The sequence below is a fragment of the Streptomyces sp. DH41 genome (assembly GCF_029813785.1).
GTDB lineage: Bacteria > Actinomycetota > Actinomycetes > Streptomycetales > Streptomycetaceae > Streptomyces.
On sequence record NZ_JARVKY010000008.1, the window covers coordinates 118,434 to 145,142 of the forward strand.

Genomic DNA, 26,709 nt, shown 5'->3' on the forward strand with positions numbered 1-26,709 from the left:
CCGTTCATGCCGATCCGGCACGCCATCACCGGCGAGATCACCACCACCGGCTACAACGCCGCCGCCCGGCGGATTCTGCTCCAGGACGGCTTCGAAGAGACGCCAGGCTGCGCCTGCCGAGCGACGGAACCCGGTACGGAGCGGACGCACGGGCCTGCTCGGCAGCCAGCGAGCTGCTCGTCGCCGGCCGTCCCGTGCACCTGGACCGAGCCCTCGGCCGGCCGGTGAGCGCCGACAGTACGCCCCGGTTGGCCCGGTCGCCGATGTCGGCACAGTCCGTGATCCGTGCCGCGAGCGGCCAGCCTCTCCAAGGCATCGCCGACCCCGCCCGCACCCGTACCTGTTGAAGGATCCTCGTTTGACCACACCCGGAACGCCTACCAGACCAGCGCGCACCAAGGGCGGCGAACTGCGAGCCAAGGTGGCCCGACTGCTGACCGACCGGCCGGCGGACAAGCTCACCATCGGGGACATGGCCAGGCAGCTGGGCCACTCCCACGGCGCCGTCCGCAACGCCGCCCTCACCCTGGTGCGACGCGGCGAGGCCGACCAAAGCGGGACCGGACAACCGGAGTTCCGCGCGAACGCGAAGACCGCCGCAGCCGCGCAGAGGGCTGTGATCAGCCCACCGGGCACTCACGCTCCCCGCGCCCAGGCGGCCACGGCCCGTACGACCTACACCGCAGCAGCCGCGCCCAAGCAGACCGGCCCGATCCGCCGCGCGGGGGGCCAGCTCTACCACCCCCGGGAGCTGGCCGATCTGCCCGACGTCGAGGCGTTGAACCGCTTGCGCGACGCCGACGTGCCCGTGCTGCTCTACGGCCCTCCGGGCACCGGCAAGACGAGTTTGGTCGAGGCGGCGTTCCCGGACCTGCTCACCGTCGCCGGTGACGGCGACACCACGGTCGGCGACTTGATCGGCGAGTACACACAGGACGACGCGGGAGCCTACGTCTTCCAGTACGGTCCGCTGGTCACCGCGATGACCGAGGGCCGCGCCCTGCTGATCGACGATGCCACCTTGATCTCACCGAAGGTCCTGGCGGCGCTGTATCCCGCGATGGACGGGCGCAGGCAGATCCAGGTCAAGGCCCACAAGGGCGAGACCATCAACGCCGAGCCGGGCTTCTACGTGGTGGCGGGCCACAATCCCGGCGTCCACGGGGCGGTGTTGACGGAGGCGCTCGCGAGCCGGTTCAGCGTGCAGATCCAGATCGGCACGGACTACGACCTCGCCCTGGCCTTGAGGATCGATGCCCGAGTGGTCCGGGTCGCCCGACACCTCGCCCAGCAGGTCGAACTCGGCGAGCTGGGCTGGGCCCCCCAACTGCGGGAACTGCTCAGCTACCAGAAGACCGAGGCCGTCCTCGGCACCAAAGCCGCGCTCGCGAACCTCGTCGGCATCGCTCCTGTGGAGGATCGCGACGCCGTCGCCGACGCCGTCACCAAGGCTGTCGGCATCAAGAAGATCGCACCTCTCACCCTCGGCAAGCAGCTCCCCGCCTCAGCCGCCCGGCAGCCCCCGGGCAGCACCGGCTCCGCACACCGGGGCCGCCCGCGATGAGCGCCCACCACCACATCCAGTCCACGCCGGACGACGACGCCGACCTCGCGCGCTGGGACGACGACGGCGCACCGCCCGCCCAACCCCGCTCCTCCCCGGCCGCGTGGCTGCGGGTGGGAGCCGAACTCGGCGACCGGCTGGTCGCCCTCTCCGGCCGCCAGGACCTCCTCGTCACCTGCCGCCCCGGCACGCGCAGCGGCGCACCGGCCGCCTACTTCCCCACGCTGGGCGAGGTCGAGTTCGACGCCCGCCTGTTCGCCCCCCTGAAGCCCCACGAGATCCATCCGCGGATCGTGGGCGACGAGGACCGGTATCCCGCCGCCTGGGGCGTATTCGTCCACGAGGCCGCGCACGCCGCCCACTCCGTCTGGACACAGCCTGCCGGAGCCAACCCCCGCGTCGTCGAGGCCGCGCTCCTGCTGGAGGAGAGCCGCGTCGAAGGCGCGCACCTGATCACGCGGCCCACGGACCGCACGTACCTGCGCACCAGCGCCCGAACCCTGGTCATGCCCGACATCGCGCACCCCACCTTCCAGGGCATCGAGCAGGCCGCCGCCGTGGCCGCCCTGATCCTCGGCCGCCGGGATGTCGGCATCCTGGACGCCGGCGAGACCCGGGCTGTCGCCGATCTGTGCGAAAAGGTGCTGGGCGCCGACCTGCTGGCCACCCTCACCCGCATCTGGACCGCAGCTCACCAGTGCGCCGACCACGACGCCACGACCATGCTCGCGCACGGTCAAGAATGGTGCGACGCTCTGGATGCCGCGGCCCCCGCCCTGCCCGTGCCGGAGGGCCTCTCCGATCTGCTGACCGGCGCCGTGGGGGTCGTCATGGACCACGCGGCAGCCACCGACGCGGCCGACCTCGCGGCACAGGACGCAGCGGCCAACGCCATGGCGTCGCGCTCCAAGGCGCAGGCTCAGGACCGCGCCCAGCGGGCCCGCCAGCGACGCAAAGCCGCCGCCACCGCCAAGTCGGTCTTCAACGCCCGTAGCACCACCGTCCACCCCGACGGCACACCGGCACCCTCCGGCAACCCCGTCACCGGCACCCGCAGGCCCACCGCCGCCGAGCAGAGTGCCGCCGCGCGCCTGAGCCGCGCCCTGCGTGCCGCCGCCTACCGCGAGCGGACCGAGGAACGGACCACCAGCCCCACCCCGCCCGGCCGCCTCAACATGCGCGCGGCCCTCGCCCGCGACGCTCAGCGCGCGGCCGGGTCGGTCCCCACCGCGGAACCGTTCACCCACACCCGCCGCCGGAACTCTCCCACCCCACCGCTGCGTGTGGGTATCGCCGTCGACGTCTCCGGCTCCATGCGTGCCGCCTGCAAGCCCGTCGCCTCCGCTGCCTGGATCGTGGCACGCGCAGCAGCCCTGACCGACCCCGACTCCCGTACCGCCACCATCGCCTACGACAGGCACCTGACCGCACTGACCCGACCCACCCACCGAGCACCAGAGCGCGTGACGACGTTCGATGCCACCGGCGGCCACCACAACCTCGCCAACGCCATCGACGCACTCGACCACGGCCTCGAACTCAGCCGCCCCGGCGCCGGCCGCGTCCTCGTGATCGTCACCGACGCCCACTACGGCAGCGACGAAACCGCTCAAGCCGTCACCCTCGTCAAGCAGCTCGCGACCGCCAGCTGCGCCGTACTCCAGCTCACCCTCACCGCGGAATCCCGCCACTTGCCCGGGACCACCTTGCTGCACCTGCCCCAGCCCTCCAGCGCTCCCGCCGCCATCGCCAAGGCGGCCACAGACGCCATCCGCAGGACCCGCTGAGACGACGCAGAAGGCGGAAGCGTCCCCGAGACCACCGCCAAGCACTCCAGACCACCCCCGTCCGTCGCATGACTCGTGCAACCCCAACCGTCAACGAAAGGCACTCGATTTGAAGCCCCAGACCAGCAGCCCGACCTCGAACGTAACGCCCATCAAACGGAATTCCCCGGGGGTAAGTACGCACTGGACCGTGGAGCACGCCTGCTCCCACCGGGTAGATCACGACCTGTCCAACCGCCCCGCCGACAAGCGGGCCGGCTTCGCCCGTTGGCTCGCGTCGAAGGACTGCACCGACTGCTGGAAGGCGGCGCGCGACGCCGACTCCGCGTCCAAGGAGAAGTGGCTCGCGGAGAAGCGCGCCGAGGAGCTAGAGGCAGCCGCCACCTGGGCCAAGCAGTTCGACATGCCGCAGCTGGAGGGCCCGGCCAAGGCCCTGGACTGGGGTGAGCGCTCCCGCCATCAGCTGATGATGGCCGCGCACACCGCCCTGGTCGTCGAGGGCAGTTGGGACGAGGCGGACTGGGCGGAGCTGGAGGAGAAGGCCCGCTCCATAACCCGTGCCGGTTGGTGGATCGACCAGCGTGACGCCGAAGGCACTGACCTGCTCGAACTCCTCAACGCAGCCACCGAGGCGGACCGCGGGACGGAGAATCCGTTCCGCTGACGGCGGGGCAACATAGCCGGGAAACGCCGGTTAGCCAAACCGGCGTTCCTCCGGACTATTGATGCTCCCACCCCGACAGCCATCGCGTGGAAGGAACCGCGTGCTCCCTCCGTCCTGGGACCATCAGCCCACCCCCGTCACCGCCCGCACCCCCGACCCGCTCACTCCCACCCGAGATATCACTCACGCCCACTTTCTGGCCGGAGACACCGTCGTCGTCCTCAAGGGGGTGGCCGGCGGAGAACTGTGGGGAGACTCCATGCGCATCGTCGCCCCCTCCTGGCACACCCCCACCGACGAGGACGGATGGCGCCTGCGTGACCCCACCGGGGGCGCCCAGTCCTACGTCACCGCTCACCCCCGCTACCTCGTGCACCTCTCACGCCGCTGCCCGGACTGCCTGATCTACCTGCGGGCCATGGAAGACGCCCTCCTTACGCGGTTCGCCGGCCGCGACGAGCTGATCGACTGCGGCTGGTACACCACCACCGCCCTGGGCCAGCTCGTGCACACCGCAGACACCAGGGGCGGCCGGTGACTCCCCCCACGAACCGCCCCGACCGTGCCGCTGCGCTCCACAGGGCCAGGGCCCGAGCCACCGCAACTGCGGACGATCCTTCCTGGCCGCTGCACCTGGCCGAAGACCTCCACGGCATCCGGGCCGACTGGAAAACCTCAGCCGAGGTGTGCGCGGACGCCGCCTGGGCAGCACGGTCAGCCGGCCGCAGCGTCCTGGGCCTGCTGTCCCCGGAGGATGTCCTCGCGACGCACCGTGATCCGATCACCACCCGCACCTTGGCGCATCTGTACCTGAGCGCCCTGCGGTTCGACTTCCGCTGCCCCACCCTCCAGCGCCTCGTCGAACAGCTCGCGCAGACCGCACGTCAGCCGCTGGACTGCTACACCCGCGCCCTGTACGCCTTCGCGCTGCTTGGCCAGTCCCGCCCCGAGGGCCTGACGGTCATGGACGAGGTCCTCGCCACGGCCGAGGAGCACCCCAAGACCCTGCATGTCCTGCTGCACGGACTGTGGCTCGGCCAGGACCTGGACGAGGGTGCGGAGCGTCTCCTGGCCCTCAGCTTGCGGCCCGCCCTCGCCACCGGCACTGACCCGATCGTCCTCTTCCGCACGGCGGGTGCCCTGCGCCGGCTGGGCCGGTACGACGAGGGGCTGAGCGCCATCGACAGGGCGATCGACTGTCTTCCGCCAGGAGACATCTCGGTCCACGCCGACCTGGTCCGCGAGCGCTCGCTGCTCTGTGCAGCCCGCGACCTTCATCAGCACCGGTCACCCACCCGCACGTCGAGCGGGGTGCCGTCATAATCCCCCGCCTGCACCCAAGGGCCCACTCGCCGCGCGAGCCGCTGGCCGAGGCGCTCGGGCGGCCCCTTTCCCCGAACGAGGGCCTGACGGAGTACACCGTGGTCGCCCACTGGCCGGGCCTGGACTACTACACCCCGGACGACGAGCAGAGGACCTGGACGTCCGTTGAGTGGGCCGAGCACCTCGAAGATCCGTACCTGGAGCATCCGTTCGCTGCCAGCCCGGACGACGACCGGCACGCGATCCTCCATCTCGACGTCCGGCTCCATCCGGACGACCGGGAGCTGACAGGTCCCGAGTGGTCGGAAACCGCCCACCGGTTCGCGCGGGCCGCTGGTATCGAGGTGCCCGGCGCCGCAGAGCACGGGTGGCGGTGGATCGCTGTCCAGGGCCAGCCCGGACGTCTGGATCTGATCGCCAACCTGATCCACCTCGACGGCACCTGGCGCACCCCTCCCGCCGACATCCTGCGACGGCTTGCGGACGAAGCGCGCCGCATCGAGCAGGACCTGAACCTGATCCCCGTCCGCACCGGCACCACGCAGTGGTCCGCTGCCCGTACGGTCCCGACCGCGTCGGCGCAGCTCGCGGGCGTCCTCGCGCAGCTCGCCGACGAACAGGCCGGCCCGCTGGCCACGGTCCGCGGTCTGGTCGAGCACACCGCTTACCGGATCGCCCGCCAACCGGGGGCTGCCGGCACGGACACGGCACACCGTCTGGAGCTGATCGCCCGCCGCCTCCACGCGATTCAGCAGGACCTGGACGCCACTGCGGCCCATCTGGCCCAGCCCCGGGCCGCCGCCGCACCGGCCGCGGCCCGGCGCACCACCCACCGATCTCTGTAGGAGAAACGTCTTTTTGCCCCGCACCACCGGCCGCTTGCTGGACATCCGCCGTGACCAGCACTCCGGCGAACTCCTCGCCCGCGGGGGCGACGCTGAGGCGCACAGCATTCTCCAGCGCGCGAGATTCGTCGCTGTCGTCCGCCTCCACGAGAGCTACCACCGCGCCCCCGCCGGCCTGACCGAGGACGAGGAGACCCGTCTCGCCATCGATGCCGTAGGACGCCTGCGGGCCGTCGGGTACCACGTCGACTGCGACGAGCGCTTCGACACCGACGCCCGCCCCGCCAGCTATCCCACGCTCGGCGCCTCGGTCTCCCACCTCGCCGAACGCCTGCGCGAGGCCACCGACACCGCCGAGGCAGCCGACATACTCACCGAACTCACCGCGCCCCACGACGGCATCCTCGCTGGGTTCGAGGAAACCCTCGGCGCCCTGGCGGAGTTCTTCGACGGGCTCGGCGACGCGAGCGATCCGTACACCGCCGGGCGCCTGCGTTACCTCGCCGACGCATACGTCCGCGTCATCCGCTCCGACCTCGCGCACACCCGCGGACGGCTGGCCGACCGGCACGCCCCTCACCCCGGCCGCCGCGCCTGCGCAGAGCAGGTTCCCGACCATGAGCCCGAACGCTCCGCGGTGTGCGCCTGCCCGCCCCCGCCGCGTGCACTGCCGGCCCCGGCACCGCCACCCGTCGGTGCCACCCGCCTGCGCCGCTGAGCCCCTTCAACTGCCCAAGGATACCATGCACGACCACGACATATCCGAGCGCCTTGCGTCTTACGCCGACGTCCTCGCCGGCGAACTCCCCGACACCTGGACCAGCACCCACCTGACGGGCGACGCCAAGGACGACCTCATCGAACTCACCGACCGCATCTGGGACCTGGACCTGGTCGCCGCCTCCCTGGCCGAACACCCCCTGCAGCAGGCAGCCGTCCTCAGCCGCCCCGACGGTGCCCAGCTCGTCCTGATCGACCGGCACGACGAACGCGACGGCTTCCTCCTCGCCGCCGTCGCCCCGCACGCCCTGCCGGACGAGGCGTACCGCGGCGTCCCCGAGCCCAACGGCATCGCCCTGACCGACGACCCGTTCCTCGGCGCCGAGCAGGTCGCCGGCGATCTCCTCGTCCGCTACGACCGTGCGCTCGCCCAGGTCCGGCACAACGCCCTGGACGGCATCCAGCCCTCCCAGCCGGACCGGGTCGTCCTGACCTGGCAGCCGGACGGCAGCGTCGCCACCGCCCCCGCCGACGACCGGGCCGGCACCATCCTCGCCGCCCACGGCTTCATCCAGGACCCGCACAGCGGCATCTACCGCCTGAGTGGCGACGACACCCAGGCCCAGGCCCGCGCGCTGCGCGAGATCGGCCCGCAGCTCGACGCGCTCGGCATCGGCACCGCCCTCCAGCACCCCGCCGGACGCCACGCGCCCACCTCCGCCCCGGCCTCCGTGCCGCCGGCCCCCGCCGGCGCCCGCACACCCACCGCCAGGACGCGATGAACCAGACGGAGCTCGACTTCTGGGTCCTGGAGTACGTCACCATCACCAAGGACCCCCCTACCGGACTGGTCGTGGCCATCGGCGGCACCGAGCAAGCAGCAGACATCCTTCAGCGGACCGGCGGCTTCCTCACCTCTCCCGGACCCCGCGGGGACTACCACCGTCTTCCGCACGGCCTGCCCATCGAGCAGCAGCGCCTGAAGGCGACCACCGCCTCGCACGCCCTGCTCGCCGCCGGCCACAGTGTCCACCTCGACCCCGCCCTGAACATGCTGGCCGCCCCCGACGGCGACCGTGACGCAGCCGTGCGCTACCTCACCCAACTCGCCGAGCGGGTCTCGGCCGCCGAGACCAGCAGCGAGGTGGCCGAGGTCCTGACCGAGGTCGCGGCCCCCGTGCACGGGCTGCTGCCCCTGACCAGAGAAGTGATCGTCCGCGCCTGGATCTCCGCCAGTGATCTCCACGGCGCCGCGCCCGGCGATGAACCCGAGCCCATCGCACGGCTCGGTAGCACGGCCAACTCCCTGAGCGAGGCCGCCCGCGTCATCCTGCGCGCCCGCAACCACGCCGCCCGCCCGGCGCAGCGGCCAGCGACCGCACCGGCCCCGACACCGGCAGCGGGCCGTGCACAGTCCCCGGTTTCCCGCCGCCGCTGACCCCGGAGAAGAAACGTATGGCCAATCTGGCCGACGAGTACGGCACAGACGTCGAGATCTACATCAAGGCCCTGACGACCACCATCCACGCCGACACCCCCACCGGCGCCCCCGCCGGCCTCCACGACCTGCTGGAACAGCTCGGCCTCGAACGCCACGAATACCCCACAGGCGAGCCGCTCTACATCTGGCACACCGTGCCCGACCACCTCGGTGCCGAGGAGCAGAAACACCTGGCGAACCGCGCCATCCCCGCCCTGCTCCTGGCCGGATACACGGTCAACTGCGACCCCGAGGTCTTCGACGAGGCCCTCTACCAGCAGGCCGTGCACCGCCTCCGGGCGCGCGCGGCCCGCCCCGCCCCGCAGCAACCGGCGCCCGCCAGTTCCCCCTCGCGCCCCGCACCGGCCCGCCGCGCCCCGTAAGCCCGGGCGGCCCCGGCACCACGCTGGGGCCGCCCACCTCCCCGCCGCCCAACTCCACGGAGAAACCCGTAGCACAACGCACACCCGCACCGATCAGCCATCGGCTCAAACCCCGGCTCGCAACCGCCCTGTTCCGCCGCTATCTACGCGCCTGCATCACGGCCGGCCCCGACCGAGCCTCCCCAATGGCCGGCGCCCGCCCGGAAGCCGTCCCCACCGAAGCGCAACGCGTCGGGCAGCGCCACCACCACTGACCGTCCACGCACCCGGAGGAGCATGTCCCACCCCGCGCCCTACCCGGTGAGACTGGCCGACGAGATCACTCGCCAGCTCGGCCAGCTCTCCGACCACCTCTCTCAGCTTCCCCCGCCCCAGGCAGCGCAGGTCATCGCCCGTGTCCTCGACCCAGACAACGGAGTCCTCGGCGGCGTCACTCACCTCGTCATCACCGGCAGCCACTTCGCCAAGAGCGAGGCAGAACGAGGCGCCCTGCCAGCGGAGGTATGGCTCGCCTTGGGCCGTGCCGCCAACGAACTGCACGACATCAGCCTGGACCTGGACGAGCACCAGGACCTCCTCCAGCACCTCGGTACTCGACCGGCCACCAGCGCGGCGAAGCCTCCGGCTCCTGCCCCGCTCGTCGTACGGCGGCGCCGGTGAAGAAGAAGCAGTGGCAGGGCTGGGGGCCGGGCGAGCAGGCCGAGCAGCACTACCTGGTCCAGCCCCGTGCCCTGGCCGGCGGCGGTGACGTCCGGCACGTCTCGGAGTTCCTGCGCGCCTCGGGCTGGCGGGAGAAGTCCAAGAAGGGCGGCCCGCTGCTCATGGAGAGCCCGGACCGCACCGTCCGCGTCGCCTACGACCCCTACATGCTGCCGGGCGGATGGACCATCCACGGCCGGGCAGGCGGCGCGACCGGTGAATGGTCTGCGCACCTGGGCCGGCAGACTCCGGTGGAGATCGTCGCCGGTCTTACCGACGCCCTCACCCGCCCCCGCTCCGCACACGCCCCCAACGTCTGGGCACCTCTGCAGGAGCAGAACTGGCACACGCGGTTCGAGGGCCAGGACTATTCGGCGAGCAGCCCCGACGGCACCGCGTGGATGCAGTACCGCCAGGGCGTCGATGGCTCGGCGATGTGGTGGACCGGAGCGCAGGACAAGCAGGGCAACGGCTGGACTGCCCACTTCACGCCGAACACGCCGATGCACCTGGTCCAAGCCTTATCCACCGAACTTGCCGGCCCGGACCCGGTGATGCGCCCACGCGGACGTGTCCCGCACAGCGCCCAGATCCGGACCTGGTCGGTCTCCGTCAAGCCCTCCCAGCTCAGCGCCTGGCAGCAGGCCCGGATTACAGCTGCTCGCGCCGCCGCCTGGGCCCGCAACAGCGCCCGAAGCGCCCGGCCCCGCACCACCGCCCGTCCCTACGCCCCGGCCGGCGGTGCCCGGACCCGCCGCTGATCTCCATCCCCATCTGAAGGAGCCCGATGCCTGCCCCCACCCCGGAAACCCTGCGCGCCCTGACCGAAACGCTGTCGGACGTCACCGAGTACCTGCGCGAGAATCCCGACCCCGATGAAGCCCTCGCCCTCGTTGAGCCGCTCCTCGACGAGTACACGGGCCTGCCCGTCCAGCTCGCCGACACCCTGCGTGCCCTCGCCCGCACCATCCAGGAACACCAGGCCATCCCACGCACCGCGCACGTCAACCTCCTGATCGCCGAGCTGCGCTCCGCCGCCTGGGAACAGACCGACCAGCACACCCTCCACTACGTCCTGGACGAACTGCGCGCGCTGCACGACGACGCCGAGAGCGAGCAGGGGTGCAGCCGGTGCCGTTGAGCGAGCGCCAGCTCGACGCCTTCGCCGACAAGCACGCCGGGCAGATCCCCTACGACACCAGCCCCCGCCACCTCGCCGGCCCGGGCGACGCCCCTCACGTCACCCACGGCCTGGCCGCGGCCGGATGGGCCACGGTCTCCGACCCGCTCAGCGCCGAGATCGTGATGGCCAGCCCCGATCACCGCTACCGCCTGCAGTTCGACCCGCAGACCGCCACCTCCGCCTGGTGGCGGCTGCGGGCCGCCCCCGGCGACAATGAACACGGCTGGTACGCCGAGTTCGGTGAACTCGTGCCGGCCGAGGTCCTCGCCGGCCTCACCGACGCCCTCATCACACCGCCCTCATCGCAACCGGACCCCTGGCAGCCCGTGACCAGCGCAGGCTGGCAGCACGACGATGCCAAGACAGCGCTCTCTCCGGACTCGCTGTGCCGCATCGAACACCGCCCCACGAGTGAGTTCCATGAACGGCCGTCCTGGCACATCGAGGTCAGGACAAGCAGCGACGAATCATTCCCAGGCCCGCAGATCTGGCACGCCTTCCTCGACGAGCACGTTCCCGATCGCCTCGCCGGTGCCTTCCTGGGCGCGCTGGCCGACCAGAGCCCGCTGCAGCGCGGCATGTTCGACCGCACCGCCCACTACAGCGCCGTCCGGGAGCCGAGCCCGCTGCGCCCGCAGCAGGTAGTCGACGCGCACACCGCCCGGGTGAAGACGCTCCGCGCACAGGCCCGCGCCGTGCGCCGTCAGCAGGCCGCCCCCGCGACACCCCCGGCGCCCACGACCGCCGTCCAGCCGGCCGCCCGCCGCTGACCTCAAAGGATGCTCTCATCTCCCGCACCACGAACCACGGCCGCCGCACCTCGCTGCGGCGCCTCAACCGCTACCTGCGCCACAGTGAACGGATCCTGGCGTCCTGGGACGCCTTCACCGCGTTCAACACCGACCTGGACGGCTGGCCCTTCGACCAGGACGCCTACGGCCGCCGGGCCGCCGTCCGTGACGCAGACACCGCCGCAGCGTTCGCCAGTATCCGCCCCGGTGCCCGCCAATTGCTGGCCACCGCCCGGCTCCAGCTCCAGCACCTGCCCGCACACCTCACGCGGGCCAGCTGGCCCGGGCAGCTGACCATCCTGGAGGAGGCACTGAGCCACCTCGACGCCCTGGACGCCCGGTGGCAAGAGACCAGGGCCCAGCTCCCCGAGGGCACCGGACCGGGCAGCGCAGCGTATGTCGACGCGCTGGACGAGCATCACGCGGAGTGCTGGAGCTACCTGGACGACTGGGCCTGCCACGGCCGCGTCGTCCTCGACATCCAGGCCGCCGCACGCCGAGCACCGTCCCGGCCGAAGCGCCCGCAGCTTCCCGCCCTGACGTCCCGGCGCAGCGGACACGGCGCGAGGGGGCGGTGACCATGCCCGAGGTCCCCGTCAACGTCGACATCGACTACATCGCCCCGCGCCACCTGGCCGGCGGCGGTGACCCCGCCTGGGTCACCGTCCCCCTCCACCGTGCCTGCAGCTGGAGCTACGGTCACGACCCCCTGATGCCCCGCGTCCTGCTTTCCAGCCCCGACCAGAAGGCACCCCTGCGGCTGGAGCCTGACCCCGACGGACGGTGGTGGACTCTGCAGCACGCCGCCGCGCCGGACCGGCCCGCCTGGTTCGCCAGCTTCGATGCCCGCACCCCCGTCGAGATGATCGCTGCGTTCACCGACGTGCTGACTGATCCCACTGCCGATCAAGGAGACAACTGGGATCCGCAGGAGCCGCTTCTGAAAGCGGGCTGGTCTCCGGCCTACAGCCACCACCGGCTGGCCTCACCCGACGGCACCGTCCGCGTCGAGGCCGACAAGACAACCGGGGCCTGGTGGGTCGACACCGCCCTTCGCGACTTCCGGACTCTGCTGTGGCAAGCCCACTTCAGCGAGCACACCCCACCGCACCTGATCACCGCGTTCACCGCCGCGCTCACCGACCCCCGACCGGTGGCGCGCACCGCAGGCCCCTCCAGCCTCCCGACTCGCAACCCGGACCTCATCACCCTCTCGCACCGGGAAGTACCCGCCCAGCAGGTCGCCGGCGCCCTGGAAGAACGCGTCCGCTCCCTCGCCGCACGCCGATCCGGCCCGCCGGCGACGAGTACGCCTCCTCCGCAACGGCCGCAGGCCGAGCGCCACCGCCTGCGCTGATCCCTCCCTCCCCGCCTGGAAGCACCTAGCCCTTGCCCCCCTCCTCCAGCAGCAACACCGACGGATACGACCTCGTCCTGCGCCTCCTGTTCGGCGTGCTCGCCGTCGTCGTCCCCCTGTCCCACCTGGCCTGGCTGTGCGGCAACCTCACCGCCTCCCTCGCCGGAGGCAGCTGGGCCCCCTACCAGCCGACCAACGCCTTGCTCCACCCCGAGCAGGTCTGGCCCGAGGCCGGGGAGAACGCCCTGCTCATCGGGGCACGCATCGTTCCCGTTCTGCTTCTCCTGGCTCTCGGGGTGACGTCGGTCGCGCTGTGGGTCCGGCGCAAGAACCGCGGCGGCGGCCGGAAGAAGATCACCGGCATGGCCAAGGCACGGGACATCGAGCCCTTGATGGCCAAGGCGATCACCGACAAGGCCCGCTCGCTGCGCCCGAGCCTGAAGGACGCCAAGCACATCGAAGCCCGCGACACCGGCATCCTCCTGGGCAACTTGCAGAACACCCGGCACGAGGTGCGCATGGGCTATGAGGATGTGGCCGTCGCCATCATGGCGCCCCGCTCGGGCAAGACGACTTCGCTCGCCATCCCCTCGATGCTCGCCGCGCCCGGCCCCGTCCTGCTGACCTCGAACAAGGCCGCCGGCGACGCATTCACTGCCACATACGAGGCCCGCTCCCGCGTCGGGCAGGTGTGGACCATGGATCCGCAGCAGATCGCGCATGCCGCACGCGAGATGTGGTGGAACCCCCTCGCCAGCGCGAAAACCCTGGACGGGGCGCACCGGCTCGCCGGACATTTCCTCACCGCCTCGGTGGACGCCTCCCAGCAGGGCGACTTCTGGTCCAAGGCCGGCAGCAACATCCTGTCCCAACTGCTGCTGGCCGCAGCGCTCGATGAGCGGCCCATCACCGACATCATGCAGTGGCTCGCCTTCCCCGCCGACCGTACCCCGCTCGACATCCTCCGCGACCACGACTTCGCCGCCGTCGCAGCACAGCTCAAGGGCACCGTCGAGGGACCCCCGGAGACGCGCGACGGCATCTACGAGACTGCCCGCCAGTACGCCGCCGCACTGCTGAACAACGAGATCGCCGCCTGGGTCACCCCGCAGAAGGACGTTCCCGAGTTCCGCCCGTCGGAGTTCGTCACCTCCACCGACACGCTGTACCTGCTGAGCAAGGACGGGGGAGGCGGGGCCTCGGCACTGATCGCCGCGTGCGCGGACTCCGTCATGCGCGCGGCCACCGCCCAGGCCGAACGGGCCGGCGGACGCCTGGACCCGCCCATGCTGGCGATCCTCGACGAGGCCGCCAACGTGTGCAAGATCAGCGACCTGCCGGACCTGTACTCCCACCTCGGCTCCCGCGGAATCATCCCGATCACCATCCTCCAGTCCTACCGCCAGGGCCAGAAGGTCTGGGGAGACGCGGGCATGGACGCCATGTGGTCCGCCTCGACCGTCAAGGTCATCGGCTCCGGCATCGACGACCCCGACTTCGCCGACAAGCTCTCCCGCTTGATCGGCGACCACGACGTCGAGACCACATCGACCTCGCACTCGGAGTCCGGCAAGAGCACGTCGGTGTCGATGCGGCAGGAACGGATCCTGCCCGCCGACGCGATCCGAGCCCTGCCCAAGGGCACCGCCCTGTGCTTCGCCACCGGCATGCGCGCCGCCGTGCTCGACCTGCGACCGTGGTACCGAGAGCCAGGAGCCGGGGAACTGTCCGCGGCGTCCGCCCGCGCGTCGAAGGCGATCACGGCTCGCGCCGTCGCGAAGCACGCGCCGACACAGTCCGACTTCGGGACGGCCGCGTGAGCGACATACCGCTGCGCCTGGTGCCGGTCCGCTCCCGTGAGGCGAAGGACTTCGTGCGCACCTGGCACCGTCACCACCCGCCGCCCGCAGGACAGATCTTCGCGGTCGGCGCCGCCGACGAGAGGGGCACGCTGCGCGCCGTGGCCATCGTCGGCCGGCCGGTGGCCCGTCACCTGGACGACGGCGCCACCCTCGAAGTCACCCGGACCGCCAGCGACGGCGCACGCAACGCCAACTCACTGCTCTACGGTGCCGCGTGGCGGGCGGCGAAGGCCCTCGGCTACCGCCGGCTGGTCACCTACACGCAGGACGGCGAGAGCGGCGCATCACTGCGCGGCGCCGGGTGGCGCGTGATCGCCAGCCGGCCGCCCCGCGCCGGATGGCACACCCCGTCCCGCCCACGAGCCGGTCACGGCAACGACCACGTCACCCGCCTGCTGTGGGAAGCCCTGTGACCGAGCCCGTTCCTGCACAGCAACGGACCGACCATCTCACCTTGCCCCGTACCGCCCCGCGTCCTCCCGGAGTTGTCCTGCACACCGTCGACCTGACCGAACACACTCGCCTTCTCGGCGAGGTGGCCCCCGCCCTGAAGGAGCTGTCCGTGGAGGCGGCACGCATCCGGGAGGGCGAGATCGCCAAGCCCGTCCGAGAGATCGCACCCCTGAGCCTGCGGGTGCACGAGCTGGCGATGAAGTGCACGCGGCAGGTGCACGACCTGTCGGTCAGCCAGTACCCCGCAATGAAGGACGGGGCCGACAACCTGGCGCTCCTCGCCGGCGCCTGCTCCCAGATCTCACTGGCCGCCACCCTGTGCAACCTCGCCGTCCATCACCGCACCGAGATCCTGCTGTACGAGGACGCCGATCCCACCCCGGCGAGCAGCCGTGATCAGCTTCGTCGTGCCGGTGTCGAGATGCAGCAAGCGGCCACCACTTATCGCGCCGTAGCGCGACGGCTCTCCCGACGCCTCGCCTCATTCTCGGCGCGCGCTGAAGACCGGCAACTCATCGCCGAGGCCCAAAGGCCCAGCCCGCAGAAGGCGCCCTCCGCACCGCCCGTGCTCGCTGCCCGGCGCCGCGGATGACGACGCCGCCCGAGGGCTTCCTGTTCGACGTGGCCGCCCCGCCGACGCCGGTTGAGCGCCTGCTGCTGCTCGCAGACCAGTACGTGCAGCACAACGACATGCTCGACCGTCTCCTGCGGGCCTATCCGCCATCCGAGCCCAACGCCCACGCCGCCTCCGCCCAGCGACTCGCTTCTGCGACCCGCACCGCCCTCAAAGCGGTCACCGACGGACGCCTCTTCCGCAGTCCCGACCTGTCGGACGCAGTGGTCCGCCTTGAGCAGCTCGCCTTCCTGAGCAGTGCCTCCGCGGACCAGCAGCTCCCGATGGCACGCACTCTGACCGCCTTGGCACCCGAAGCCGCGATGGGCTGCGCCAACACCCTCGCCTACGAAATCCGACGCCGCGGGGGGACGGCAGCAGGCGACGGTCCGGAGCACACCCTGACCGCCGCTCACCACACCGCCCTGTGGGAGTCTCAATGACGAAGTCAAGCCGCCTGCGTGACTGGCGGGGCGGTCGTGAACATTCGTCCGTCACGAAGTAGTGCCCACAACACGCTCGCTCGTCGGCGAGCCAGGGCGATGATGGCTTGGACGTGCTTGCACCCCTCGCCACGCTTCTTGAGGTAGAAGTCCCGATTAGGGCCCTCGCGGATGATGCTGGTCTGCGCGGACAGGTAGAACACCCTTCGCAGACGGCGGCTGTAACGCTTGGGCCGGTGCAGGTTCCCAGTCCGCCGGCCGGAGTCGCGTGGCACAGGTACAAGTCCGGCCGCTGACGCCAGGTGACCAGCGTCCGCGTAGGCGGTCAGGTCGCCTGCCGCCACGACGAACTCGGCCCCGAGCATGGGCCCCATGCCGGGCAGCGACTCGATGATCGCCGCTTGTGGATGGCTGCGGAAGGTCTCGCGGATACGCTTCTCGATGCGCTTGAGCCGCTCATCCAGGGCCAGGATCTGTTCGGCTAGGTCAGCGACGATTTGGGCGGCGACCTCCTCGCCGGGCAGCGCGGTCTGCTGGGTCCGGGCAGCCTCCAGAGCAGTGACCGCGACGGCGTCAGCGCTGCGCACGTCCCGGTTGGCCAGCCAGGCCGTGAGCCGGGCTCGGCCGCGGCGGCGGATCGCGGCGGGGGTCTGGTAGCCGGTCAACAGCACCAGGGCACCTTTGTGAGCCGAGTAGTCGAAAGACCGTTCCAGAGCGGGAAAGACGCCGGTCAGGACATCGCGGAGACGGTTGATCATTCTCACCCTGTCTGCAACCAGGTCAGAGCGATGGGCGGTCAACAGGGCTAGTTCAGCCGCCAGTTGGGCGGGCACATCGATGGTCGCAAAGTCCCGGCGGTGCCGGGCGGTCTCGGCGATGATGTAGGCGTCACGGGCATCGGTTTTCGCCTCGCCCCGGTAGGCCCCGGCCATCCGGTTGACCGTGCGGCCGGGAACGTAGACGGCCTGCTGGCCGTGCGCCGCGAGCAGGGCCAGAAGTAGCGCGGAGGCCGTGCCGGAGATGTCAACCGCCCAGCGGACCTCATCCGCCAGGTCCAGGATCTCGCCGAGCGCGCTCAGGATCGCCGACTCGTCATTGTCGATCTTCTTCGACCACAAGGTCGCCCCGGTCTCGTCGACCGCCGCAGTCCAGTGGTGGCCCTTACCCGCGTCGATGCCGGCCCAGACGCAGGCCCGTCGCTTGCTCACTTGCCCCTCCTCGTTCCACACGGCATGCCGTCGGCCCGAGGAACACCCCGCTGTCATCTCCGTAATCAGCGACCGAAGCGCACATCTCAATCAGCAGCCAGGGCGCCCCGGAGGGCCGGGCGGCCACTCCCACAGAGCCACTGCAGACAAGAACGCCTGTGCCACACCCAGCCCTCCCGGGCCACCCAACAACTTACGGAGATCGCCTGCGGGAACGTGGTGGTCACCAGCTCCCTGGGACGGCAGAACGTCCACTACCGCGACGAGCGCGTGCTCATGGGCACGCTGCGGGCGTTGGAGGCAATGGGGCTCGCGGAGCGCGTTCCGCAGTCCGCGCGTGCCGCCTATGTGGGCGGCCCGCTCCAGGACCGAGTCCGCCTCACTCCCGCCGGCACCACCGCGCTGGCCACGGCCATCAGCAGCCCGCCCACTCGCAGGGCGCCCGGCACGACGCCCGCGCCCGCACCCACCGCTGCGAAGACGGCCGCCCGCAGCCGTTAACTGACCCATCGGAGCCCACAGCAGCCCATGACCTCGCACAACCGCGCCCAACACCCGGATCCACCCCGCGCCCGGGTGGACGGATACGAGGCCCCGCCCGCACGCGTCTCAGACGTCTCCTGCACACCGGCACCGACGCGCTGCACCCGATCAGTCCTGGCCCACTGCCGCCTGCGGTACAAGGCCCGGCGGTGAGGCCCTTCGCGCCCCAGGACCGGGTCCTGGTCTCCCCACGCTATCTGGCGGGAGCGGGCATCGACCGGCTCGCCGATGCGATCGGCCCGCTGGTCCACCTCTTCGGTTGGCCGAGCGAGCACGATCGCGCAAGCGGACGCATCAGCGTCCACAGCCCCGACGGCAGCCTGTTCGTCAACTTCAACTCCCGGCATACCCTCGGCCACTGGTGGTCCCTCGCGCACCACGAGCCGTACTGGGAAGCCCGCTTCACCCGGCAGACCCCGATCGAGGCCATCGCCGCCGTCACCCAGGCTCTGCCCCAGCTGCTCGGCGACGACCGGCACATCGACCGGATCCCGCTCACCACCACCCCCCTCGCGCAGATCGCCGAACTGAACCACTGGCACCGCGAGGACGACACGTTCACCTCGCCCGACGGCCACTGCCACCTGCAGCACACTCCGGCGGAAGACACCCCGTGGCGCTTCCGGCACCACGTGTACGACGGCTTCGACACCCACTGGGACGCCTCCTTCACCCAGGACACCCCCGGAGCGGCTCGTCGCCCAGTTCTTCACCCACCTCGCGACGACCACCCCAGTCGAGCGCACCTTCCGTGACGTCCCCTACCTCGTGCAGAACCTGGACGACGCGCTCATCACCCCCGTGCACCGAGCCGCCGTGAACCCACACGTCCACCACGCCGGCGCCCAGCTCGGCCGCGTCGTACACCGCCGCTGACACCGGCCTCACCGAAACCCGTCATCCCCAGCTGAACGAGCCGACTGGGCCGGCCGAGCACCTCCTGCTCCTCGCCGGCTACTTCACCCGGCACAACGACGCCCTGACTCGGCTGCACGTACCCGTCCGTTGCCGCGAGCGCACTGCCATTTCTCCCGGCCTGCACTTCCGAATCCCTTGGACCACCGTGTCACTCCTGGACATCCCCGAGGTATTCATCGGGTCCACCGACGACGGCCACACCTTCGTCATCCTCAACCGCCCCATCCGCGACGCCGACCGGCTGCTCACCGACGCCGGCTTCCTCCCTCGTGAACACCACGGCCGCAGGCTCCACCTGCTGCCTCCAGGCATCGCGCAGGACGTACACGAGCGCGCCGGCGTGGCGATGTACGGGCTCTTGGCCCACACCCACGACCTCGTCGACCTTTCCTGGACCACCCGCTGGAGTCCCGACCAGCCGGCAGGCGGCCCAGACCTGCACTTCCAGGTCAGGGACGGCACGGTTGCCGTGACTGCCTCGACCACCGCCGCCCGGTTGCTGCTGGAGCAACACGGCTTCGTCCCCACAGCAGACGGCGCGTCCTACCGCACTCGGGACGGGCTGGACGAGCGCCAACTGCTCAGCGCCGTCACCGCTGCCGAGGCACACGCGTACACCCACGGTCTCAGCGCGCGTGTCCACCTGGGCATCCCCACACCAGCCGACATCCCCGCCAGCACCCGCCGCCGCTCAGCTCCCGCCACCGGTCCACGAACCACACCATCGGCCCCTCGCCGCACCCGCTGACCACCCCAACGCATCCGGCACCGCCATCCGAGGAGCTTCCACGTCCGACACCCCCACCGTGCATGATCTCGCCCGTGCCCTCGCCGACCAGCTTCACCCCGGTGCCGCTCCCCGGGACGTGACCGTCAACTTCGGCGCCCGCCGGCAAGCCCCCATCGAGTACCGCAGCCGCGGTCGGGGCGGACCCGTGACGGTCTACGCCCAAGCACTGCACGCCGCCCTCTACGGCCTTCCCACGCCCGACGAGTCGCTGCCCACCGCCCTGGACGCGCTTCTGCAAGCCACACACACCGCGACCGCCCCGGAACAGAAAACCGCCGTCCTGCGGCAGGTCGCCGAGCAGCTGCGCAACGCCGCCGAGATCATCCAGCGATACCAGTACCGAGCCCAGTGGGACCGGTTCCCCACCGATGTCGCCGAGCAGCTCGCTACTGCTCACGACCAGGCCCAGCAGATCGCCCAGGCCCTCGACCGCGTGGCCCCCGCCTTCAGCCACCCGCCCACCACGGACACCACACCCCGTGCCCGGGCCGCCCACGGCCAGAGCGCCACCACCCTCGCAACCTCCCCGCCTTCACCGGCCCCACGCCACCGCTGACCTGCCGCGACAGCGCCCTCCGAGAAAGACATCTCCTGGCCGCCACCGACTCCCTCCAAGCTCTCCTCGCCCAACCCCGCTGCGCGCTCGGCGTGTTCGTCCCCGCCGGACTGCATCCGGCCCGCGCCGAGCGTCATCAGCTCGACCAGATCGCCCGAGCCGGCGCCGACCTGTTCGAGATCGGCCTCGCCCACCATGACGCCGACCTCGACGGGCCCATCATCCAAGCCGCCTACCGCCGCGCCCTGAGCCGCGGGCACCTCCTCACCCGCGCCCTGCGCGGGATCGAGCACGCCGCTGGCCTTCGGCCGACCGTCGTTATGACCTACTGGGACCCCGTCAGCCGGCACGGCCCCGAACGCCTGGCCCGGCTGCTCGCTGACGCGGGTGCCGCCGGCGCCATGGTCGTCGACCTGCCCGACAACCAGGCAGAGCGCTGGCAGGCCGCAGCGAAGGCCACGAACCTCTCCACCCCACGCCTCGTCCCGCGCCACCTCACTGACACCGGCCTCGCCACCGTGGCCGCCGGCGCATCGGGATGGCTCTACGCACCCGCCAGCACCGCCCCCACCGGCTACCGCGGCCCGCTCGACGTGCCCACTCTCGCCGACTTCACGACACGCCTGCGCGCCGCGAGTCCCCTGCCCGTCGTATCGGGCGTGGGGATCTCCACCCCGGCCCTCGCGGAACGCGTCGCGCCACTGGTGGACGCCGTCGTCATCGGCACCCCCGTCGTCCGCGCCCTGATGACCGCCCCCGAGCAGGCCCCGGCAATCACTACCGCGTTCGCCCAAACCCTGAACCCGCACGCCACCACGGAGACCCGTGCCTGACCCCGCCGACCCGGCCCCGGTCCTCGCCCGCATCTCGTCCGACGCGGCCTCGCTGCACCAGGCCCTGCATTTCCTGCCCGCCGAACGAGGCGCATCCGCATCCACACTGGCCCCGCGCCTCACTGACGCCCAGGACCTCGCCGGCACCGCTTTGCGGCTGTTTCTCACCCTCAGCCGCCAGACGACGCGGCCCTCCCCTACGGACCTGCTGCTCCTTCACCGCGTCGCGCAGATCGCCAAGGCCGCCCAGGACGCCGCCGCCGAACTGACGGTTGCTCTTGCCCGCGCCGTGGAGAACCAGCGCCGCCAGGCCACCGCCACATCACGGCGGGTGGTTCTGATCGGGCCGACACCGCAGCAGTTCATCGAGTCGGCCACCGACCTCGTCGACCACATCCCCGCCCTCTGCGACGCCGTATCCCGCGACCGGCCGCAATCCCCCTGCCGCTGACGCGACCGCGATTCGGGTACTCCCTCCCCTTTCCCTAAACCCAGGACAGACCATTTCAGATCAGCCCCGATTCCGCGCCCTCACCCTCGGTGCGGGAGTTCAATCCAGCACGCTCCTTGCCCTGTCAGCCGAGGGCATTCTCCCCAGGGTCGACTATGCGATTTTCGCCGACACCGGATGGGAACCCGAAGCGGTTTACGCACACCTTGACCGCCTGGAAGAAGAGATAGCCGCCCCCGCCGGGATACCCGTACTGCGCGTGTCGGCCGGAAATATCCGAGACGACGCCCTGAACCCGGATCACCGGTTCGCCTCCATGCCGCTCCACATCCTCAATCAGGACGGGCGACCTGGGATGACCCGGCGGCAGTGCACCGGCGAATATAAGGTCAAGCCAATCAAGCAGAAGGTCCGCGAACTGCTCGGCTACCCCTATCCGGCACGCATCCCAAAGGGCGTTTTCGTCGAGCAGTGGGTAGGAATCTCCACGGATGAATTCCACCGCGCGAAGGACGCGGAAGTCAAGTACATGCGTAACCGGCATCCCCTTCTGGACATGTCCTGGAGCAGGGCCGACTGCGCGCGCTACCTGACTTCCCTCGGTCTCGCCGATACCCCGGAATCGAGTTGCCTGGGATGCCCGTTCCATGGAAATGCGCAGTGGCGGCATATCAGGGACACATCTCCATCCGAGTGGGCGGACGTCGTCGAATTCGACACGGCCATCCGGCAGGGCAACGCCCGCGCCAACGCCACCGGCAACAGACTGCTCGGCGAGGCGTTCCTGCACCGCTCCCGCGTCCCGCTCAGCGAAGCCCCCATCGATCACGTCACCGCCGCCGAGCGGGCCGCCCTGCGGATCAGCGCGGACGAGGCCGACGTCCTGGAGAACGGTGTCGAGGACGGCTGCTCGCCCTGGGCGTGCCGGGGCGACGCCGACGCGCTGACGCAGGACGACTTCGGGCTGGCCACGTGATACTCGACCTCTTCGCGGGGCCGGGCGGCTGGAGCAGGGCACTGCACGTCCTGGGCGTGCGCGACGTCGGCCTGGAATGGGACCCGTGGGCGTGTAAGACCCGTGCTGCGGCGGGGCAGTTGACCATCCGGTGCGACGTGGTGAGGTATCCGGTATGGCCGTTCCTCGGCCGCACCTGCGGTGTGATCGCTTCGCCGCCGTGTCAGGCGTGGAGCATGGCCGGCAAGCGCCTCGGCCTGGTCGACCAGCCGCTGGTGCACGCGGCGGTCGAAGACCTGGCCGCCGGGCGCGACACCCGCGAGCGCCTCCTCACCGCCTGCCGCGACGAGCGCTCCCTGCTCGCCGCCGAGCCGATGCGCTACCTGTACGCGCTGAACGCGGTCGGCGAGCCCGACTGGGTGGCCATGGAGGAAGTACCGGACGTGCTGCCCTTGTGGAAGCAGTACGCGGCCGTCCTGCGCGGGTGGGGGTTCTCCGTCTGGTGCGGGATCCTCAACGCCGCCGACTTCGGTGTCCCGCAGACCAGGAAGCGGGCAATCCTCCTGGCCTCCCGCGTCCGCACGGCGCAGCCGCCCACGCCCACGCACGCCCAGCTCGCCGAGCCGGAATCGCTGTTCGGTCCGGGCCGTGCCCGCTGGGTCAGCATGGCCGAAGCCTTGGGATGGGGCGCGACCGACCGGCCCGTCCCCACCGTCTGTGCAGGAGGTGGGCCTGGCGGCGGCCCCGAGCCGTTCCCGTCGGGCTCTCGCAAGACGCTGTCCGACGCGCGGGAGCGCGGCAGCTGGATGCCGCGGCCGGACGGGGTGGTTCTGCAGTCCCGCCGGGAAGGCGCGGGGTGGGCGGCCCGGCACGGCACGCGCGAGAATCGTGCGGCCGACGCTCCGGCGCCCACGTTCACCGCCGAGGCGCACCGCTGGTCCTGGTCCCTGCGCAGCAACAACCAGGCCAACGCCACCGTCCGGTCCATCCAGGAGCCGGCTGGCACGCTGTTCTTCGGGCACCGCGCCAACGAGTGCACCTGGGTCGCCGAACCCGCCACACCCTCGGCCACGGACACCGATGCGCCGGCCGTTCCCGAGCCGATCCGGATCACCGCCCGCGAGGCGGGCCTCCTGCAGACCTTTCCCGCCGACTACCCCTGGGCCGGCAACAAGGGCCAGCAGTTCTCCCAGATCGGCAACGCCGTTCCCCCGCTGCTCGCCGGCCACCTCCTCGCCCCCCACCTCGGCGTCACCCTCGACCCCGACGACTTCACCCTCGCCGCCTGATGCCCCACACCCCCGAACCCGACGAAGACGACCTCGACACCATCACACCGCCCCAGCCGGTATTCCACGTCGAGCAGGCCCTCCTGGGGGCCCTCCTCCTCAACCCGCACCGCCTGGACGACGTGAACGGCATCGCCGCCGACTCGTTCTCCACCGCCGCGCACGCCGCCCTGTATGCCGCGATCAGTACCCTGCCGCGGCCCGACCCCACCGAGCACGCGAAGAACACCACGTGGCTCGACCACGTACTCGCTACCGCCCTGGAGGAGGCGCGCGGACTGACCGCCTCCTACCTGCACGCCCTCGTTCAGGTCTGCCCCTGGCCCCGCCACGCCCCCGCGTACGCCCGGATGGTCGAGGCCGAGCACGCCCGCCGTCGCCTGCTGACGGCCGCCGAACGCCTCGTCCACACCGTCCACGACGCCTCCCTCCCGCACCCCGTCCAGACAGCGCTCGCCGAGGCGGATGCACTTGCTGCGGTCGTGGACGACATCGCGAACCGCTTCCCCCCGCGCTCCGGTGTCCTTCCCCGCACCCCGGCACCTCCTCCCACCGCCGCCGACGACACCGAGGCGGTCGAGGAGGAGCAGCTCCTGCTCGCGACCGCCACCGCCCGCCCGGACGACATCGACGCCGTCCGGTGGCTGCTCCCCGACGACCTCACCCTGCCCCTGCACGCCGGCCTGTGGCAGTGCCTGACCACCCTCGCCCGCCGCGACGAGCCCATCGACCCCGTCACCGTCCTGTGGGAAGCCCAGCAGCGCGGCCTGCTCGACTACGGCCGTGAACCAGGCGAGGTCCTGCGCATGCTGGCCGAACCGGCCGGATCCGTCGGGCACTGGGCCGAACGCGCCCTGCGGCGCTCCCTGCTGGCCACGGCCGAACACACCGGACGGCGCGTCGAGGCGTACGCCGGCGACTCGGCGAACACCCCCTTCCAGCTCGTCGCCGGGGCCCGCCGCGCTCTCGCTGACATCGCCGCCGTCCGCACCCGCTGGCAGCACGCCGCCGGAGCCACTCCGCCGCAGCAGCGGCGAGCGGCGCCTGCCACCCGCGCCGGCCCGCCGACCACCACGGCCGCACACGCCGCCCGGCCCACACGAGCAACCCGATAACTCCCGATTACGCCGGTGGCCGGGCCCGCGGGTCCGGCCACCGGCAGAACGGATGAGACCCTCACGTGACTGCCTCCATCGACGCCCATGTCCGCCTCGACACCCACCCCACTCACCCGAGCGCCGTGCAAGCCCACCTGACCGGCACCCAGGCCCGCGCCGCATCCACGGCTCTGGAGGCTGCCGACTGGAGTGCCGCCGCCACAAACGTCCTGGTCCTGGCCCGCATCGATCACGAGGAGCCCTACTGGGCCGCCGACGCCGCCCAGCACCTGACCGCCGAAAACATCACCGTCGAGATCACCCCGCGCCTCCAGGAGGCCATCGACGAGGAATGGACCTGGCCGAACTACCCAATGCCCTGGTGCACCCGCAACGAGATCCGCGAGGTCTCCGACCAGGCGCAGAAGATCCACGACGACATCCGCAACGGCCACCTCCTGATTCACGCCCACGCCCACGACGGCCACACCACCGTCGCGGTCGGCACATACCTCCACCAGGGCGGCAAGTCCGTCTACCTCCACGGCGAGGACCATCTGCGTCAGATCGCCGACACCTTCGACTCACCCGCGGAAGCACTGGTGGCCTTCGAGAACGCCCACGCGGCCGAAATGCGCCCCGGCCCAGCGCCCCTGACCGACACCGAACGCGCCGCCACCGCAGCGCGTTCCGTCTTCGACGTCACCACAGCCAAGCTCAAACCGTCCCGCCCGGAGCCGGAGGCGGTCCCCATCTACCTGGCCGATGCCGGCGACCACGACGCGCTCCTCGGCACCTTCCTCGACACGCACGGCGAGTTCGAAAAGTGGCGCACCTGGTCCGATGAAACGACCCACGCCATCCACGAATCGCAGACCCTGCGCATCGAACGCGTCCACGAAACCCAGGCCCGCGAGACCGCCTGGATCGTAGCCGCCTACGAAACGCCTGTCTCCGACCGCATGTGGCACCTCACCGCGACCAGCGCCACCCCCGCCCCAGTACTGCAGAATCTGCTGAACCACCTCGCCGACGGCGACGGCTGGGACACGGTCATCGGCGTCCCAGTGGGCGAGAGGACGGTCACCACAGCCACGCAGCCGCTCACTGAGGCCGGGTGGAAGCACACCCTGACAGGGCACGGGATCCGGTGGACGTCCCCCGACGGGCAGGCAGGCGTCCGGTTTGACCCACTGACCGCGCAGGCCCCCCAGAACCCAGCCACCTGGACCATCTGGGCCGGCCCCGAACCGGACCGGCCCACCTGGGCCATCACCGCGTCCCCGCACACCCCGAGTTCGCTACTGGCCGACCTCTCCGAAACTCTCGCCCACGAGACCGGCACGCGCCAGCCCCAGCCGGGCCGCGAGCACAGGACCCGCCTCGCAGCCAGTGCACCGGCGGCTCCGGCGGTCACGGCCGGCCGACCCGCCAGCCGTTCACGCTGATCATCGCCCCCGCACGAGCGGGGCAACATAGCGCGGGATCGCCGGTTGGCCAAACCGGCGATCCCGCGCACCATAGATAGTCCACCGCCACGCCCTGCCCGCACGTCGAGAGGCTCCTCCCACGACCGCAGACACGACACGTAGCGCAGCCCGTCACGAGGCCGGGAGCGCCGGGCGATCACGCCGCCGCGTAGCTCGCCCGGAACAAGTCCTGCGCCCGCTCCACGTCCCTCAGCGTACGGAGCTGGACCTCCAGATCACCCGTGCCGTGGTGACCAAGACCGGACACGTCCCGGGTGAAGCCCGGAACAAGATCGACGTTCTTCGGGTCGACCTTCAGGTAGACCAGCAGCTTGCTGCGCTGCGGCGGGCACAGGCAGGCAAAGTTGCGCAACAGGTTTGTTTCAGCAGAGACGGTGTCCCCCGCAGGTCGTGTCGTTTTAGGCCAGGGTCG

32 protein-coding genes and 1 pseudogene are annotated in these 26,709 nt (G+C 71.3%); 31 read left to right on the plus strand and 2 right to left on the minus strand.

Annotated elements, in window-relative coordinates; all coding sequences use genetic code 11:
* The first annotated feature begins 6 nt into the window (after positions 1-6).
* From QC283_RS15655 to QC283_RS15755, 21 genes are all read left to right on the plus strand, one after another.
* The gene (locus QC283_RS15655) at positions 7-228 is read left to right on the plus strand and encodes a hypothetical protein (RefSeq protein WP_279562268.1); all 222 of its coding nucleotides are present in this window, start codon (positions 7-9) and stop codon (positions 226-228) included.
* A 193-nt stretch (positions 229-421) separates the two neighbouring features.
* On the plus strand, positions 422-1,564 hold the full coding sequence (locus QC283_RS15660) for an AAA family ATPase (RefSeq protein WP_279562269.1): 1,143 nt from the start codon (positions 422-424) through the stop codon (positions 1,562-1,564).
* A complete protein-coding gene (locus tag QC283_RS15665) occupies positions 1,561-3,351 on the plus strand; it encodes a hypothetical protein (RefSeq protein ID WP_279562116.1) in 1,791 nt (596 codons plus the stop codon). Before QC283_RS15660 ends, QC283_RS15665 begins: the two co-directional genes overlap by 4 nt.
* A 190-nt stretch (positions 3,352-3,541) precedes the next feature.
* Positions 3,542-4,015, plus strand: coding sequence for a hypothetical protein (locus tag QC283_RS15670; RefSeq protein WP_279562117.1), 474 nt, complete (start codon positions 3,542-3,544; stop codon positions 4,013-4,015).
* A gap of 100 nt (positions 4,016-4,115) precedes the next feature.
* Complete coding sequence (locus QC283_RS15675; protein WP_279562118.1) at positions 4,116-4,553, plus strand: hypothetical protein; 438 nt, start codon at positions 4,116-4,118, stop codon at positions 4,551-4,553.
* Positions 4,550-5,338 (plus strand): hypothetical protein, encoded by a 789-nt coding sequence (locus tag QC283_RS15680; RefSeq protein ID WP_279562119.1) that lies wholly within the window; start codon positions 4,550-4,552, stop codon positions 5,336-5,338. The genes QC283_RS15675 and QC283_RS15680 overlap by 4 nt, the downstream gene beginning before the upstream one ends.
* Complete coding sequence (locus tag QC283_RS15685) at positions 5,335-6,183, plus strand: relaxase/mobilization nuclease (protein WP_279562270.1); 849 nt, start codon at positions 5,335-5,337, stop codon at positions 6,181-6,183. Before QC283_RS15680 ends, QC283_RS15685 begins: the two co-directional genes overlap by 4 nt.
* 13 nt (positions 6,184-6,196) lie before the next feature.
* A complete protein-coding gene (locus QC283_RS15690) occupies positions 6,197-6,901 on the plus strand; it encodes a hypothetical protein (protein ID WP_279562120.1) in 705 nt (234 codons plus the stop codon).
* A 25-nt stretch (positions 6,902-6,926) separates the two neighbouring features.
* On the plus strand, positions 6,927-7,685 hold the full coding sequence (locus tag QC283_RS15695) for a hypothetical protein (RefSeq protein ID WP_279562121.1): 759 nt from the start codon (positions 6,927-6,929) through the stop codon (positions 7,683-7,685).
* Complete coding sequence (locus QC283_RS15700) at positions 7,682-8,341, plus strand: hypothetical protein (protein ID WP_279562122.1); 660 nt, start codon at positions 7,682-7,684, stop codon at positions 8,339-8,341. The genes QC283_RS15695 and QC283_RS15700 overlap by 4 nt, the downstream gene beginning before the upstream one ends.
* A 17-nt stretch (positions 8,342-8,358) precedes the next feature.
* Entirely contained in the window at positions 8,359-8,766 is a 408-nt protein-coding gene (locus QC283_RS15705; RefSeq protein ID WP_279562123.1) for a hypothetical protein, read from the plus strand.
* 276 nt (positions 8,767-9,042) lie between these two features.
* The gene (locus QC283_RS15710; RefSeq protein ID WP_052836952.1) at positions 9,043-9,426 is read left to right on the plus strand and encodes a hypothetical protein; all 384 of its coding nucleotides are present in this window, start codon (positions 9,043-9,045) and stop codon (positions 9,424-9,426) included.
* Positions 9,423-10,226: a DUF317 domain-containing protein gene (locus QC283_RS15715; protein WP_279562124.1), complete on the plus strand. Its 804-nt coding sequence runs from the start codon at positions 9,423-9,425 to the stop codon at positions 10,224-10,226. Before QC283_RS15710 ends, QC283_RS15715 begins: the two co-directional genes overlap by 4 nt.
* Before the next feature lie 26 nt (positions 10,227-10,252).
* Positions 10,253-10,606: a hypothetical protein gene (locus tag QC283_RS15720; RefSeq protein ID WP_279562125.1), complete on the plus strand. Its 354-nt coding sequence runs from the start codon at positions 10,253-10,255 to the stop codon at positions 10,604-10,606.
* Positions 10,597-11,418 carry a DUF317 domain-containing protein gene (locus QC283_RS15725; RefSeq protein ID WP_279562126.1) on the plus strand — a complete coding sequence of 274 codons (822 nt, stop codon included), beginning with the start codon at positions 10,597-10,599 and terminating at the stop codon, positions 11,416-11,418. The genes QC283_RS15720 and QC283_RS15725 overlap by 10 nt, the downstream gene beginning before the upstream one ends.
* Before the next feature lie 239 nt (positions 11,419-11,657).
* A complete protein-coding gene (locus QC283_RS15730; RefSeq protein WP_233534871.1) occupies positions 11,658-12,017 on the plus strand; it encodes a hypothetical protein in 360 nt (119 codons plus the stop codon).
* Between the two features lie 2 nt (positions 12,018-12,019).
* Positions 12,020-12,796 carry a DUF317 domain-containing protein gene (locus QC283_RS15735; RefSeq protein WP_279562127.1) on the plus strand — a complete coding sequence of 259 codons (777 nt, stop codon included), beginning with the start codon at positions 12,020-12,022 and terminating at the stop codon, positions 12,794-12,796.
* 32 nt (positions 12,797-12,828) lie between these two features.
* Complete coding sequence (locus tag QC283_RS15740; protein WP_279562128.1) at positions 12,829-14,616, plus strand: type IV secretory system conjugative DNA transfer family protein; 1,788 nt, start codon at positions 12,829-12,831, stop codon at positions 14,614-14,616.
* Positions 14,613-15,071 carry an XF1762 family protein gene (locus tag QC283_RS15745; protein WP_279562129.1) on the plus strand — a complete coding sequence of 153 codons (459 nt, stop codon included), beginning with the start codon at positions 14,613-14,615 and terminating at the stop codon, positions 15,069-15,071. The genes QC283_RS15740 and QC283_RS15745 overlap by 4 nt, the downstream gene beginning before the upstream one ends.
* Before the next feature lie 41 nt (positions 15,072-15,112).
* Complete coding sequence (locus tag QC283_RS15750; protein ID WP_279562130.1) at positions 15,113-15,703, plus strand: hypothetical protein; 591 nt, start codon at positions 15,113-15,115, stop codon at positions 15,701-15,703.
* Positions 15,700-16,167, plus strand: a complete 468-nt coding sequence (locus QC283_RS15755; protein WP_279562131.1) for a hypothetical protein — start codon at positions 15,700-15,702, stop codon at positions 16,165-16,167. The genes QC283_RS15750 and QC283_RS15755 overlap by 4 nt, the downstream gene beginning before the upstream one ends.
* Positions 16,168-16,172: 5 nt before the next feature.
* On the opposite strand, the gene QC283_RS15760 is transcribed toward QC283_RS15755, so the two are convergent.
* Complete coding sequence (locus tag QC283_RS15760; protein ID WP_279562132.1) at positions 16,173-17,375, minus strand: IS110 family transposase; 1,203 nt, start codon at positions 17,373-17,375, stop codon at positions 16,173-16,175.
* Between the two features lie 216 nt (positions 17,376-17,591).
* Here QC283_RS15760 and QC283_RS15765 point away from each other — a divergent pair, with 216 nt between their 5' ends.
* The 10 genes from QC283_RS15765 to QC283_RS15810 all read left to right on the plus strand — a co-directional run bounded on the left by QC283_RS15765 (position 17,592) and on the right by QC283_RS15810 (position 26,255).
* Complete coding sequence (locus QC283_RS15765; protein WP_279562133.1) at positions 17,592-17,876, plus strand: hypothetical protein; 285 nt, start codon at positions 17,592-17,594, stop codon at positions 17,874-17,876.
* Positions 17,877-18,067: 191 nt separating this feature from the next.
* Positions 18,068-18,673 (plus strand): DUF317 domain-containing protein, encoded by a 606-nt coding sequence (locus QC283_RS15770; protein WP_279562134.1) that lies wholly within the window; start codon positions 18,068-18,070, stop codon positions 18,671-18,673.
* Positions 18,674-18,981: 308 nt separating this feature from the next.
* A complete protein-coding gene (locus tag QC283_RS15775) occupies positions 18,982-19,584 on the plus strand; it encodes a hypothetical protein (RefSeq protein ID WP_279562135.1) in 603 nt (200 codons plus the stop codon).
* Positions 19,585-19,642: 58 nt separating this feature from the next.
* Positions 19,643-20,182 carry a hypothetical protein gene (locus tag QC283_RS15780; RefSeq protein ID WP_279562136.1) on the plus strand — a complete coding sequence of 180 codons (540 nt, stop codon included), beginning with the start codon at positions 19,643-19,645 and terminating at the stop codon, positions 20,180-20,182.
* Positions 20,183-20,274: 92 nt separating this feature from the next.
* Entirely contained in the window at positions 20,275-21,015 is a 741-nt protein-coding gene (gene trpA / locus QC283_RS15785; RefSeq protein WP_443032608.1) for a tryptophan synthase subunit alpha, read from the plus strand.
* A complete protein-coding gene (locus QC283_RS15790; protein WP_279562137.1) occupies positions 21,008-21,466 on the plus strand; it encodes a hypothetical protein in 459 nt (152 codons plus the stop codon). Before trpA ends, QC283_RS15790 begins: the two co-directional genes overlap by 8 nt.
* A gap of 52 nt (positions 21,467-21,518) precedes the next feature.
* A complete protein-coding gene (locus QC283_RS15795) occupies positions 21,519-22,442 on the plus strand; it encodes a hypothetical protein (RefSeq protein ID WP_279562272.1) in 924 nt (307 codons plus the stop codon).
* Positions 22,439-23,710, plus strand: a complete 1,272-nt coding sequence (locus QC283_RS15800) for a DNA cytosine methyltransferase (protein WP_279562138.1) — start codon at positions 22,439-22,441, stop codon at positions 23,708-23,710. The genes QC283_RS15795 and QC283_RS15800 overlap by 4 nt, the downstream gene beginning before the upstream one ends.
* On the plus strand, positions 23,710-24,825 hold the full coding sequence (locus QC283_RS15805) for a DnaB-like helicase N-terminal domain-containing protein (RefSeq protein ID WP_279562139.1): 1,116 nt from the start codon (positions 23,710-23,712) through the stop codon (positions 24,823-24,825). The genes QC283_RS15800 and QC283_RS15805 overlap by 1 nt, the downstream gene beginning before the upstream one ends.
* Positions 24,826-24,890: 65 nt before the next feature.
* Entirely contained in the window at positions 24,891-26,255 is a 1,365-nt protein-coding gene (locus QC283_RS15810; protein ID WP_279562140.1) for a DUF317 domain-containing protein, read from the plus strand.
* A 178-nt stretch (positions 26,256-26,433) separates the two neighbouring features.
* On the opposite strand, the pseudogene QC283_RS15815 reads toward QC283_RS15810, so the two are convergent.
* Positions 26,434-26,649, minus strand: a pseudogene (locus QC283_RS15815) (DUF5655 domain-containing protein); the annotation flags it as partial.
* Between the last annotated feature and the right edge of the window lie 60 nt (positions 26,650-26,709).

What these genes read in the sequence shown, in the direction of transcription:
- QC283_RS15755 (WP_279562131.1), top strand. Translation starts at nt 15,700, where the DNA reads ATGACGACGCCGCCCGAGGGCTTCCTGTTCGACGTGGCCGCCCCGCCG.
- QC283_RS15805 (WP_279562139.1), top strand. Translation starts at nt 23,710, where the DNA reads ATGCCCCACACCCCCGAACCCGACGAAGACGACCTCGACACCATCACA.
- QC283_RS15705 (WP_279562123.1), top strand. Translation starts at nt 8,359, where the DNA reads ATGGCCAATCTGGCCGACGAGTACGGCACAGACGTCGAGATCTACATC.
- QC283_RS15695 (WP_279562121.1), top strand. Translation starts at nt 6,927, where the DNA reads ATGCACGACCACGACATATCCGAGCGCCTTGCGTCTTACGCCGACGTC.
- QC283_RS15655 (WP_279562268.1), top strand. Translation starts at nt 7, where the DNA reads ATGCCGATCCGGCACGCCATCACCGGCGAGATCACCACCACCGGCTAC.
- QC283_RS15665 (WP_279562116.1), top strand. Translation starts at nt 1,561, where the DNA reads ATGAGCGCCCACCACCACATCCAGTCCACGCCGGACGACGACGCCGAC.
- QC283_RS15720 (WP_279562125.1), top strand. Translation starts at nt 10,253, where the DNA reads ATGCCTGCCCCCACCCCGGAAACCCTGCGCGCCCTGACCGAAACGCTG.
- QC283_RS15700 (WP_279562122.1), top strand. Translation starts at nt 7,682, where the DNA reads ATGAACCAGACGGAGCTCGACTTCTGGGTCCTGGAGTACGTCACCATC.
- QC283_RS15710 (WP_052836952.1), top strand. Translation starts at nt 9,043, where the DNA reads ATGTCCCACCCCGCGCCCTACCCGGTGAGACTGGCCGACGAGATCACT.
- QC283_RS15735 (WP_279562127.1), top strand. Translation starts at nt 12,020, where the DNA reads ATGCCCGAGGTCCCCGTCAACGTCGACATCGACTACATCGCCCCGCGC.